At 43.0% G+C, this 12,853-nt stretch carries 12 protein-coding genes; 10 read left to right on the top strand and 2 right to left on the bottom strand.

All coding sequences use genetic code 11. From position 1 onward, the window contains the following. Positions 1 to 44 precede the first annotated feature (44 nt). Positions 45 to 776 (top strand): DUF421 domain-containing protein, encoded by a 732-nt coding sequence (locus tag BUA75_RS00910; RefSeq protein ID WP_238413723.1) that lies wholly within the window; start codon positions 45 to 47, stop codon positions 774 to 776. On the opposite strand, the gene spoVB is transcribed toward BUA75_RS00910, so the two are convergent. Beyond that, a complete protein-coding gene (gene spoVB / locus BUA75_RS00905; protein WP_072872680.1) occupies positions 738 to 2,321 on the bottom strand; it encodes a stage V sporulation protein B in 1,584 nt (527 codons plus the stop codon). The genes BUA75_RS00910 and spoVB overlap by 39 nt on opposite strands. A 192-nt stretch (positions 2,322 to 2,513) precedes the next feature. On the opposite strand from spoVB, the gene BUA75_RS00900 reads away from it, so the two are divergent. From BUA75_RS00900 to BUA75_RS00860, 9 genes are all read left to right on the top strand, one after another. Then, positions 2,514 to 2,804 (top strand): post-transcriptional regulator, encoded by a 291-nt coding sequence (locus BUA75_RS00900; protein ID WP_165611914.1) that lies wholly within the window; start codon positions 2,514 to 2,516, stop codon positions 2,802 to 2,804. A gap of 66 nt (positions 2,805 to 2,870) precedes the next feature. Beyond that, positions 2,871 to 4,133 (top strand): protein translocase subunit SecD, encoded by a 1,263-nt coding sequence (secD, locus tag BUA75_RS00895; protein WP_072872679.1) that lies wholly within the window; start codon positions 2,871 to 2,873, stop codon positions 4,131 to 4,133. Then, positions 4,130 to 5,038: a protein translocase subunit SecF gene (gene secF, locus BUA75_RS00890; RefSeq protein WP_072872678.1), complete on the top strand. Its 909-nt coding sequence runs from the start codon at positions 4,130 to 4,132 to the stop codon at positions 5,036 to 5,038. The genes secD and secF overlap by 4 nt, the downstream gene beginning before the upstream one ends. Beyond that, on the top strand, positions 5,035 to 5,946 hold the full coding sequence (locus BUA75_RS00885) for a cation diffusion facilitator family transporter (protein ID WP_242650216.1): 912 nt from the start codon (positions 5,035 to 5,037) through the stop codon (positions 5,944 to 5,946). The genes secF and BUA75_RS00885 overlap by 4 nt, the downstream gene beginning before the upstream one ends. Continuing rightward, positions 5,927 to 7,945, top strand: a complete 2,019-nt coding sequence (recJ, locus tag BUA75_RS00880) for a single-stranded-DNA-specific exonuclease RecJ (protein WP_072872676.1) — start codon at positions 5,927 to 5,929, stop codon at positions 7,943 to 7,945. Before BUA75_RS00885 ends, recJ begins: the two co-directional genes overlap by 20 nt. A gap of 46 nt (positions 7,946 to 7,991) precedes the next feature. Then, entirely contained in the window at positions 7,992 to 8,519 is a 528-nt protein-coding gene (locus BUA75_RS00875; protein ID WP_072872761.1) for an adenine phosphoribosyltransferase, read from the top strand. Between the two features lie 57 nt (positions 8,520 to 8,576). Then, entirely contained in the window at positions 8,577 to 10,745 is a 2,169-nt protein-coding gene (locus tag BUA75_RS00870; RefSeq protein WP_072872675.1) for a RelA/SpoT family protein, read from the top strand. A gap of 27 nt (positions 10,746 to 10,772) precedes the next feature. Further along, a complete protein-coding gene (dtd, locus tag BUA75_RS00865) occupies positions 10,773 to 11,222 on the top strand; it encodes a D-aminoacyl-tRNA deacylase (protein ID WP_072872674.1) in 450 nt (149 codons plus the stop codon). 300 nt (positions 11,223 to 11,522) lie between these two features. Next, on the top strand, positions 11,523 to 12,098 hold the full coding sequence (locus tag BUA75_RS00860; protein WP_072872673.1) for an NYN domain-containing protein: 576 nt from the start codon (positions 11,523 to 11,525) through the stop codon (positions 12,096 to 12,098). 16 nt (positions 12,099 to 12,114) lie between these two features. On the opposite strand, the gene BUA75_RS00855 is transcribed toward BUA75_RS00860, so the two are convergent. Further along, positions 12,115 to 12,759, bottom strand: coding sequence for a DedA family protein (locus tag BUA75_RS00855; protein WP_072872672.1), 645 nt, complete (start codon positions 12,757 to 12,759; stop codon positions 12,115 to 12,117). Positions 12,760 to 12,853: the final 94 nt, after the last annotated feature.

The raw sequence follows: 12,853 nt of genomic DNA, 5'->3' as shown, positions 1-12,853 counted from the left end.
ACCCTTTCTCGGTCATACTAAAGGCTGGGGGGTAGTTTTTTGTGATGATAATGCCGATTTGGTTACTCATTGTACGAGTGGTCATTCTTTATTTTTTTGTTATGATTGCGCTTCGCATTATGGGTAAGCGTGAGATTGGTCAACTTTCAGTTTTTGATTTTGTTGTTTCGGTGATGATTGCTGAAGCATCCACATTGCCTATTGAAGACGGGAAAATTCCTTTATGGCACAGTCTCTTTGCAATTGCCCTTTTGGTGGCTTTGCAAATATCTGTTGCTTTTTTGCAATTATATAGTCATCGGTTTCGGCATTGGGTTGATGGAGAGCCTGCCATATTAATTAAGCGTGGAGAAATTAATGATCAAGAAATGAAAAAAACAAGGTATACCATGCACGATTTACTCACACAACTGCGACAAAAAGGATATTTTAGCCCTTCGGATGTAGAGTTTGCCATTCTAGAAACTTCAGGAGAATTATCCGTTTATCCTAAACCGCATGCTCGACCAGTCACTCCAGCAGATTTGAAGGTTATAGGAGCAGAAGGCGGTGTACCTGTACCACTTGTAGTGGATGGACAAATAGTGGACAAGTCTTTGCAAACCTTATGTGTTGATGCCTCATGGGTGAAACAGGAATTAAAAAAAAGGGGTTTTTCGAAATTGGAAGAAGTCTTTTTTGCTGAGATTATGCAAGATGGCACTTGGTATATTGATGCTGCTTATTCCCAGGTCCCCTTAGACAGAAAAGGGAACCCAGGAGACTATCGTAGCTAATAATTGACCGATTTTTGGCAAACGTTTTACATTGTCGGTAGTGACAACACGCATGCCGCAAAGTAGAAGAAAATAGAGCAAAAATCCAGCAAATATCGCTAGCCAGAGCTTTCCGCCGACAGCGGTAGTGGTTCTTTTAGTGATGATTTCTAAGAATCCGTAAATGATCAACGAAGCGAAAATGGTTTTGAGCAAACTTTCTAGTCGCACTGGAAAACCAATTCTCCTGCCGACGCTGATCATATGCAGAATGGTGGTTACTACAATGGAAATGGTAACTGCGTATGCAACACCCATAATATTGAGATGGGGTTGACGAGCTAGAAAATAGATCATTCCGAGCCGTAAAATGCCCCCTATAATCGAGTTTCGCATAGCAATTCCAGCGTGATCGAGACCTTGTAAAATTCCGGTTAAGGGGGCTTGTAGATACAAAAAGAATCCAGCTGGTGCCATGACAGCAAGAATTTTTCCAACTTCTGCTTGGTGATAGATAGAAGCGCATAACGGTGTTGCAAACAACGCCAGCATGACAGAAGACGGAAAACCAACAATAGCAGTGGCTAAGAAACTTTGTGAAAGGCGCACGCGAACTCGTCTTAAATTTGAACCAGCAATAGCTTCGGAGACATTGGGGACTAAATTGGTTGCCAATGACCAAGTGAATACGGTAGGAAATAACAAGAGTGGAATAGCCATTCCGCTGTATTCCCCATATGCTGAGGTTGCTGCATGTGTTGTCATGCCTGCTTTCAAGAGTGCCCGGGTTACCAAAATAGGTTCCAAGGCAAAGATTGCCGAGGAAATGAGTCGACTTAATGTGACAGGAGCGGCAATTGCCGCCAATGAGCGCAGTGTTTGACGGACAGTCTCGCTGCTTCTGGCAGGAGCGTTTGGTAAAATTTGATTGATTCTTGCTCTTTTTTTCTGCTGAAAGATGAGATAGAGCAATCCTGACAATTCTCCGAATACCATTCCCATCATGGCTGCTGCAGCGGCAAATGGCAGGGAGAAACGAATAAAATAAGCAGCCAGTCCCCAAATGGTTAAAATACGAACAGTTTGTTCAATGATGGAGGCTACTGCAGTAGGAGTCATATCTTGAATTCCCTGGAAGTAACCGCGATAGATCGTTGCTATAGCAATGATGCTGACAATAGGAATCATGGCTAAATAAGATGGGTAAGCACGTGGGTCGGATAGCCAATGATGGAGAATGAAGTGTCTGGCAAACCACATGATGGCAGTAAAAATAACAGCCAGCACACCGATAACCCAGGAACTGACACGAATGATGCGTAAAATCCGAACGCGATCGCCCGCTGCTACAGCTTCAGCAACAAGTTTGGAAATGGCTATGGGCAAACCAGCGGTTACAAAGGTAAGGACCAGATTAAGCAACGGAAAAACGAGCTGAAAGAGGCCCATTCCAGATGCACCAATGAGACGCGTAAGAAAGATTCGATAGACGAATCCCATAATACGTGTCACCAAACTAGCTGCCATAAGCACGAGTGCGCCGTGCACAAATGTTTGGCGTTTCATGTTGTCGGCCTCCTTTGGCCTGCCCATGGAACGGTCGTTCATAGACAGAATATCGATACAAGCGTATGCCTGTCTGTTGACGGTTAGTCCAAGTGAATGTTCAGATGATTTGTTTGGTAGGAAATTTCACGGGAACGGAGAATCTAGCTGTGTGATAGCCTTTAGAAAATGGTCAGGATGGAGGTACAATGGGTGAATGAACAGGATGTGGATAGAGATGATTTTACAGCAGAAATTCAGTCCATTTGTCAAGTGAAGGTAGAGGAATTTACAGCCCTTGGCTATGAAAGTGTAAAAGTCAGAGATATTTGGCGTTGTGCAAAATGGCTGACGCGAGGAACGAATCGTCTGTATGCTTTGGTAGATGCTATTTTATCTATGCGCATAGACCAATTTATGAATTTTCAAATGGCGAATGCCTATCGAGGCATGTTGGATGAAAATGACGAAGAACACAACGAATCAAATAAACCGATGGTTTGACGATATTTAACAACCGCCATTATACTAAGGTCTGGAACTTTTGGCTCATCGCGAGGAGGACAAGCAATGAAATGGAGCCGTTTTGGCTCGTTTCTGCTGATTGCTGTAATAATTATTGGCCTGGCAGCAGGAACAACCATGAAACTGTGGCGGCAGATTCCACTTGGACTTGATTTAAAAGGTGGCATCAGTCTGCTCTATAAGATTGAACCTGTCAATAATGAACCACTGACACAAGCAGGTATTGAAGCAGCTTTACAAGCGGTGGAAACGAGAGTGAATTCTCTCGGTGTCAGTTCACCGCAAATTAATCTGGAAAACGGCAATGAAATTAGTGTCCAATTGGCGGGAGCTTTCAACCAGGCTCAGGCTGAGCAAATTATTGGCGAGACAGCAGTTTTGCAGATTTATGGAAACATTAAAATGGGCAAGGACAATAAGCCTGTTCCGGTGCCGGGGACGTTGCTCATCACTGGTAGAGATATGGAAAGCAATGCTACAGCCGGATTGGATAGCACAACAGGTCAACCTGTTGTAGACGTAACCTTTAAAAATAAAGCGTTATGGGCTAAAATTACTAAAGAATATCTTGGAAAAACAGTTTATACTTTCTTGAACGGAAACTTGATACAATCGGCAACCGTACAGAGTGTCATTGAAAACGGTCAAACACAAATTTCTGGTGTTGGAAGTATGCAACAAGCGCAACAATTGGCTAAAGAATTAAATGCAGGTTCACTTCCATATCCCTTAAAACAGATTGCTTCAACAAATGTGGGACCGCAATTGGGGGCTGCCTCTTTACGAGCAACCTTATATGCAGGCTTAGTTGCTATTGTCCTTATCTTCCTCTTCATGATTGCGATTTACCGGTTGGCTGGTCTGATTGCTGACATTGCGATTATTGCTTACGCTTATCTGACTTTACTTGTATTTGCTGGATTCCCAATTACTTTGACGCTACCCGGACTCGCGGCGTTGATACTTGGGATGGGTATTGCAGTCGACGCCAATATTATTACGTATGAGCGGATTAAAGATGAAGTGAGAAATGGTAGAAGTTTACAATCGGCTACCATTGCGGGTAGCAAGCGTGCTTTACGGACCATTCTCGACTCCAATGCAACAACTTTCATAGCAGGTCTTGTGATGTTCTGGTTCGGTCAAGGAGATGTTCGTGGTTTTGCCATTGCCTTAATGGTCAGTATCATTGTATCGCTATTAACGGCTGTTTTCTTGTCACGTACCATGTTGTTGCAATTGACAAAATCCAACCTCTTTAGAAACCCTGCTTGGTACGGCGCGCGCAAAGGAGGCGCTGGAAAATGAATGTGAAGTTTGATATTGTCCGCCGGCGCGCTTGGTTTTTTACGCTTTCTTCGTTGATTACAGTTGCAGGACTGATTGTGTTTCTCGTCTCCGGATTTAATCTTGGCACGGATTTTAAAGCTGGCTCACAGGTGCAAATTCAATTGAATGAAAAAGTTCATACGGCAAAAGTGGATGAATGGCTGTCAGATGCTGGTCTACCGGTCGCTTCAAGCAATGTTACTGTAGCTGGCTTAAATGGAGAAACAGCGATTATTCGTTTTCCAGAGGTACTGACAAACCAGCAAATTAATACTCTTACGAATGACGTCACAAAAGTTTTTCCCAATGCTTTGCAGCCCCAAGTGAATACAGTCGATCCGTTTGTTGCCAATCAAACCTCTCGAAAAGCTGTTTGGGCTGTTTTACTGGCCTCGCTCTTTATAGTCATATATGTTGCGATTCGCTTTGAATATCGTTTTGCTCTTGCTGGAATTGTGGCTTTGCTGCATGATGCTTTTATAGTCATGTCAGTCTTTGCTTTATTTCGCGTAGAAGTTAATTTGACTTTTGTAGCGGCAGTTTTAACCATTGTTGGATATTCGATTAATGATACCATCGTTATCTTCGACAGAATCCGTGAGAACATGAAATTAACTCCGCCTAAAAGCTACGAAGAATTACAAGATCTGGTTAATCAAAGCCTATGGCAGACTATGACTCGTTCGATTAATACGGTAGCGACTGTCTTAATAGCAGCGCTCATGTTGTTCTTCTTTGGTGGGCAGTCGATTCATGATTTTACGCTCGCGTTAATCGTAGGCTTGATAAGTGGTGCCTATAGCTCCATCTTTATTGCTGCACCACTTTGGGTCGTATGGCGAGGACGGAGTTATATTCGTAAGACACAGGTGGAATCTGCTTGAGTGGGACTACAGCAAGAATAGCGTGGATCAATACCCTGCTCAATATCTTGTTGACCTTTGGTAAAGGTATAGTTGGAGTCATTACAGGTAATGAAGCCATCATCGCCGACGCTGTTCATTCAGGTGCAGATGTAGTTGGCAGTGTAGCAGTCGTAGTAGGCTTGCGAATTGCTCGTAAACCGCCCGATGATGATCATCCGTATGGTCACGGAAAAGCGGAGTTAATTGCAGCTTCCATTGTTGCGGGCTTTTTGATAGCCGCTGCTTTGGAGGTTGCCTACTCCTCTTTGCGTTCCCTCTTTTTCCCTCCTATTCAACCAGATTGGTTAGCTGCTTGGACAGCGTTTATCTCCATGCTCGTTAAAGAATCGATGTTCCAAGTCAATATCCGTATAGCTAAGAAAAAACGAAGTCAAAGTCTGATGGCCAGCGCTTATGACAATCGCTCCGATGTCTATTCATCTCTGGCCGCTCTGTTGGGTATTCTCCTTTCACTGTTGGGCCGCTATCTTCATTGGGTCTGGCTGATGCAAATGGATGGAGTGGCAGGAGCAGTTGTCGCGATTTTAGTTGTCAAAATGGCTTTGAAAATTGCTCGTGACTCCTTACAACCTTTAATGGATCGCGTGGTTCTTGAGGATGCCGATTTAACACCTTATCGGGAATCGATAGAACATTCAAGTGGGGTCTGCCATATTGACGATTTGCGTGTGCGCGATCACGGTTCATATGTGGTTGTAGATGTTGAGATTAGCGTGGATGCAAATCTCACAGTGGCTGAAGGGCATCAAATTGCCGCCAGTTTGCGTCAATCTATGAAAGCAAATTTTCCACGTATTTTGGATGTATTTGTCCATGTGAACCCGTATGTGGAAGGAGAAGAGGAACATGGACAGACTCATGATTGATGTTTATCAAGAAGTGAATGACAGAGAAGACAAGCTACTTTGGGTCAATAGCTCTGCTGATTCTGAAGAAATAGACAGGATTGCAGAACATTTTTCTGTACCGCATTTGCTCGTCGAACTATTGTGGAAACGTGGATTTCATACTTTATCGGAAATAGCTGAATTTCTTGCTGAATCTCCTTCCTACTCACCACCGGATGATTTTCTGGACATGAATTTAGCTTGTCAAATCATTGCTGAATGTATATCTAGTCATCAACCCATTGTGGTGGTTGGAGATTACGATGTGGACGGCGTAACAGCCTCGACTATACTGACCGACGCTCTAGAACGTCTTGGCGCAAAAGTGGTTTGTTGGATTCCGCATCGTGTAGAAGATGGATACGGTTTGCAAGTTAAGCATGTAGAGAAAGCTGTGCAATTGGAGGCATCGCTGCTTATTACTGTAGACAATGGAATAAGAGCAATAGAAGCTGTGAAAACAGCGAGATTATATCACTTGCCAGTCATTGTTACGGATCATCACGAACACGGTGAGGAACTACCCATAGCTCATGCTATAGTGCATTATATCCGGCATAGAAATGCCATAGTTGCCAAACGATTATCAGGAGCAGGTGTAGCATTAAAATTAGCTGCTGCATTACACAACGGCCATATCGAAAACGAATGGATCGCTTTAGCTTCACTCGGCGCACTTGCGGATGTAATGCCAATGCTTGGAGAGAACCGACGATTGATAAAGGATGGCTTACAGGTACTCTCTCAATGGTCTCATGCGGGTTGGCGTGCACTTCTGCATGTTGCAGGATTACCTGAAGGTGAGTCAATCACTCTCCAACAATTGCTTTGGCGAATGATTCCTCGTCTCAATGCAGCAGGTAGAATGGATTCAGCCGATATTGCATTTCGTTTGTTGCATCGACCAAGTTCAGAAGAAGCGAAGTCACTGGCGGAAACCATAGAGTCATTAAACCGAGAACGAAAGTCCTGGACAGAGATAGCTACCGCTGCGGCCATTGAGCAATACCAAAACCAACTGGAAAATGCTCGGGGCATTGTTGTGTGGGGAGAATGGCCGCTTGGAGTGGTAGGGATTGTGGCTGCTCGTCTTGCGGAAAAATTCCAATCACCAGCTATTGTATTTGCCAATAACGGCCAACATCTCTTGCGCGGATCCGGTCGTTCTTATGGAAATGATTCGCTGCTTGCCATTCTGGAATCCTGTCAGGAAACATTGCACCATTTTGGGGGACATGACTACGCTGTAGGCTGTGCTGTAGAACGCCATCAATTAGAGGCATTTCGGAGACAGTTTCAATCAACTGTAAAAAACCAGGCAAAAGATAAACATGATGTGCATGTCCCACTGACTAGTGATGGAAATCTTATGTTTCGTGAAGCAACGCCTGAACTTGCGCATTGGTTAACAAGGCTCCAACCCTATGGAAACGGTTTTAAATCCTTTTGTTTTTATATGGGACCTGTAGAGTTAATCGACATGCAGTGGATTGGTAAAGAACAGAATCATTTAAGATTTACAGTCCGTGATGAGGAAGCGACAATCGGTCAATGGATTTGGTTTCAAGCTCCTAAAATTTGCAATTCATGGCATCCTGGTGATTGTCTGGGGGCTATCGTTGAAATTGTGGAAAATCAATGGCAAGGACAGAAGCGGGTACAAATACACGTTAAAAATGCTTGGCGTCATTTGCACCCTCTTCGTCGACAAGAAATCTCAAAATATTATCATTGGTTTTCTCAACAATCTCAGATTGACAAGCAAAATCTGCATCATTGGCAAAAAAAATTACCGCGCCTAAATCTTCTTATGTCTATCTTTTGCGAATTGGGATTTGCTGTTGAGGATGCGACTGCGTATTATAAGGTGCAAGTAGAGTCTGCTCGAAAAATCCGCGACTCGTTCATTTACCAACAACATCTCATCGAAAATATGGAGATTGTTGCTGATACAAGTAGTCTTTCATCTGCTAGATAATCAGGAAGACATTCGTTACCAAGTTTATGATTTTGGAGAGGGTATTATGCGATTTCGTGAAATGATTCGGGACATCCCTGATTTTCCAAAGAAAGGTATATTGTTTCGGGATATTACGCCTCTATTGGCTAATGGTTTGTTATATCAACAATCGATACAAACTCTGGCTGAGTTTTGCAACCAGTGTCAAGCGCAAATGGTTGTAGGTCCGGAGGCTCGAGGCTACGTCATAGGAGCTCCCCTTGCCGTCGTAACTGGTTGTGGATTTGCGCCTGTAAGAAAAAAAGGGAAATTGCCATATAAAACGAGATCAGCCAGTTATGCACTTGAATATGGAGAGGATACTTTGGAAATTCATGAAGATGCCATCATGCAGGGTCAACGCGTTTTAGTAGCGGATGACTTGTTGGCCACTGGTGGGACAATGAGCGCAACTATTGATTTGGTTCAACAATTAGGCGGTATTGTGGTTGGAGCGGCGTTTTTGATAGAACTAAAAGAACTTGGTGGACGGCAAGTTCTTTTGGACAAAATTCCTCAGTTGCCTATTCAGACATTGGTTCAGTACGATTGAAAGGGACAAATGGCAACGAGTCACCTATAGACTCGCAAAGCGAGGAGGTTTCGGTGGATGGTAAGCGAAGAACGTTCACTGGACGATCTCTGTCATATTGTGTCGGCGTATAGTGAGGCGGATGAAGTTGAGACGATTCGTCGCGCTTACGAATTAGCGCGTAAAGCCCATGAAGGACAATTTCGCAAATCAGGAGAACCTTACATCACGCATCCGTTGGCGGTTGCAAACATATTAGCTGATTTAAAATTGGACGCAACTACAATTGTGGCGGGCCTGCTTCATGATGTCGTGGAAGACACACAAGTAACAGATGCAGATTTAGTGCAGCATTTTGGTGCGGACGTTGCAGCGCTAGTTGACGGTGTTACGAAACTGAAGCGGATTAAATTTGATTCTCGTGAAGAACAGCAGGCAGAGAATTTACGCAAGATGTTTCTAGCCATGGCACGTGATATTCGTGTACTGATTATTAAATTAGCCGATCGATTGCATAACATGCGCACACTTAAATATCAACCTCCAGACAAACAGCTGCGTACAGCTCGTGAAACTTTAGAAATTTTTGCACCTCTTGCTCATAGATTGGGGATTTACACGGTTAAATGGGAACTTGAAGATATTGCTTTTCGATATTTAAATCCAGAGCAGTATTACAATATCGTGGAACTGATGGCGCAAAAACGTCAAGAGCGCGAACGATTTATTAATGAAGTGATAGACGTATTAAAACATAAGTTGGACGATCTCGATTTGAATGCTGAAGTTTCCGGACGGGCAAAACATATTTATAGTATCTATCGAAAAATGATTACCCAGAATAAAGAGTTTAACGAGATTTATGATCTGTTTGCTGTACGAGTAACGGTGGAAAGTATCAAGGATTGTTACGGCGTCTTGGGGCTGGTTCACACAATGTGGAAGCCAATGCCAGGCCGTTTTAAAGATTATATTGCCATGCCGAAAGCGAATATGTACCAAAGCCTTCATACAACGGTGATTGGTCCTCGGGGAGAACCGTTGGAAATTCAGATTCGCACATGGGAAATGCATCAGACAGCTGAGTATGGAATTGCGGCTCACTGGGTTTATAAAGAAGGGAGCGCAAGAGCGGAAGGCAAATTTGCTCAAAAATTAGCGTGGTTTCGTGAAGTGTTGGAATGGCAGCAAGATTTTCGGGGTGCTCAAGAATTTATGGAGACCCTTAAGATTGACTTGTTTGCTGACGAAGTGTTTGTTTTTACTCCTAAAGGGGACGTGTTTGATTTACCAGCTGGAAGTGTACCTATTGATTTTGCCTATCGTGTTCATACGGATATTGGCAATCGATGCATTGGAGCGCGTGTTAACGGGAAAATGGTTCCTCTTGACTATCGATTGCGTACTGGTGATATTGTAGAAATTTTGACCGCTAAAACAGGCTATGGTCCGAGCAGAGACTGGCTAAAAATCGTCAAATCTTCACAGGCGAAAAGTAAAATCCGGCAATGGTTCAAACGTGAGAAACGTGAAGAAAATATTGCTCGCGGGCGTGAAGCGATTGAGCGTGAATTAATTCGTCAGAGATTGGATGTCTCCTTATTAAATGGCTCATATTTAACGGATATCCTGCAAAAATTTTCATTTACTCGTGAGGAAGATCTCTATGCCGCAGTGGGTTATGGCGGACTGAGTGCAGGACATGTAGTTTCTCGCATCCTTGAGAAATTCCGTCGTGAACAACAGACTAAAGATGTGGATTCTCTCACATTGGAGCGAAAAAATCGTGAACTTGTGAGTGAAATGGGAGTTCGAGTTAAAGGAATTGACAATTTGCTGATTCGCTTTGCAAGATGTTGTCATCCTGTACCGGGCGATGAAATTGTCGGTTTTATCACACGTGGTCGCGGAGTATCGGTACATCGTAAAGATTGTCCTAATGTACAACCGTTAGTTGCAGATGGTAATCGCATGCTCGAAGTCGAATGGGCATCAAGCCGAGATTGGTTTTATCATGTAGAACTTGAAGTCACAGCTATGGACAGGCATGGCTTGATTAATGAAATGATGAATGCTATAGCAGAAACCAAAACGGATATTATGGGCGTGAATGCTCGTGTAGACAAGAAAAAAATCGCTCATGTACATTTGGATTTAAGAATACGCAATCTTGATCATTTGCGTTCTGTTTCGGAACGTTTGAAAAGACTCAAAGATACGCTCTCTGTTGAACGTGTTACTCAGTAGAGAATTCAGGCAGGTGAGGAAAATTCAATGCGCATAGTCGTTCAAAGAAGCCGGGAAGCATGGGTGGATGTAAATAAAAATACAGTGGGGAGAATTCCTTTTGGCTTGGTTTTGTTAGTGGGTATTAAATCTGGAGATAGTGCTAAGGATGCAGACTATTTAGCTGAAAAAATTGTACATTTGCGCATATTTGAAGATGATGAGGGAAAAATGAATCGCAGTGTTTTAGATGTGGGCGGCGCTATTTTATCTGTATCACAGTTCACACTCTTTGGTGATGTTCGTAAAGGAAGACGCCCGAATTTTATGGCAGCGGCACAGCCGGATGAAGCCCAATCACTCTGGTTTTATTTTAACGAATTGCTGAAAGAATATGGGCTGCTCGTGGAAACGGGGCAATTCGGAGCCATGATGGATGTGCATCTTTGTAATGACGGTCCTGTCACTTTGTTGCTTGATAGTGAAAAATTATTTTAAAGAAGAGGCTAGGCTGTTGGTTTGTTTGAATGTATCCATGTATCGGGTTGATTTGGGTAAATGATGTCAAACAATTTCCACAACTTCGCCAAGCGTTGACAAGATTCGACTTTGTTCCATATAATAGAGCCATGATAACCTCTACAGTTCAGCAGGGGTAGCTCTAAAATTTGAGCTGCACCTTGTGGGGACTGTAGATTTTATTTTTTTAAGAAGGTATGATGAAGTCACTTTGATTATCATTGTTTTTTTATATTAATGATGGGATGTACCAAGGGTGGATAGGAAGGTTGGCGAAAGATGAATCGTTGCGCCGTATTTATGGATGGTGGCTATATTGACAGTATACATAAGGGACTTGGCAGCCCGCAGATTGATTTTGTGCAACTGATTGAACGGACAACAGAAGATTGTCAATTATTAAGAGTTTACTATTATAACTGTTTACCCTATCAAACTCAAAATCCGAGTCCAGCAGAAAAGAGTCTCGTCTCAAGTAAGCAAAGATTTTTTGCTGCTGTCAGTAAGCTTCCCTATTTCACAGTCCGTGAAGGAAAACTTGCTTATCGTGGGCAAGATAAAGACGGTCATCCCATACTTGAACAGAAGCGTGTGGATGTGATGTTGGCCACTGATTTGGTCATGCATTCAACGAAACATTTAATTACACATGCCATTTTAATCGCCGGTGACAGTGACTTTATACCTGCAGTTGAAATTGCCAAAAACGAAGGAGTGAGTATTCACTTATTTTCTGTTGGTGGTGTAAGCGCTCGCCCCCATGATGAATTGATTATGGCTTGTGATCGCCATACCATCTTGGCAAAGGAAGAGTATCTATCATTTGAGCGTCAGTCAGGCATTAAAAGTTGCTAGCTAGGGAACAGCTTTGCTATTCTTCCAAGCTCTGAGATTTTTCATTTGTATCAGATTGAACGTGTAGTGATGATTCAATTTTCTTATGAATCAGTCGATAACCATAAATACCTATTCCTATCACAATCAAGGCTGGCAATAAATAAATTTTCCAGTGTAGGCGAACCAGATTCCACAAGAAATCAATAACACTTCCGGCGGCTAGAAATGTAGTCGTCCAAACAATGGATGTAAGAAGAACCGCTGGAATAAAAACTCGCAGGCGAACTTTTTGAATACCGGCAATATAAGGTATAATATCACGCGCCACAGCAATAAAGCGTGATAGGATCAGAGTTGGCAACGTATAACGGCGAAACAGTGCTTCACTTTGCTCAAATCGTTTGGGGGTGATGAAGACATATTTTCCGTATTTCAAAATGACGGGTCTGCCCAGTATTCTGCCAATAGCGTAGGCAATCATCGATCCGCTGAATGTGCCCATTGTGGCTGCTACAATCATCCAGGGCAACTGTAAATGCAGAGCTCCGCTTTTCCATAAGGCACCGCTTGTAGTTAAAGTGGTCTCACCAGGAATAATCAATACCAAATATTCGAGCAACAACATGACGTAAAGAGCAAAGTAGCCGTATGTGTGAAGAAGATAAATAATTTCATGCAAAAGTATAAAACCGCCTCTCAGGGTGATTCAAGAGCTTTCTATCACAGTATAGGATGGTTAAGAGATACCCACAATGCGTAAAATCAACAGTTTA

Source organism: Alicyclobacillus tolerans (genome assembly GCF_900142255.1).
Classification (GTDB): Bacteria; Bacillota; Bacilli; order Alicyclobacillales; family Alicyclobacillaceae; genus Alicyclobacillus_I; species Alicyclobacillus_I tolerans.
This window is presented reverse-complemented; position numbering and strand designations above follow the sequence as displayed.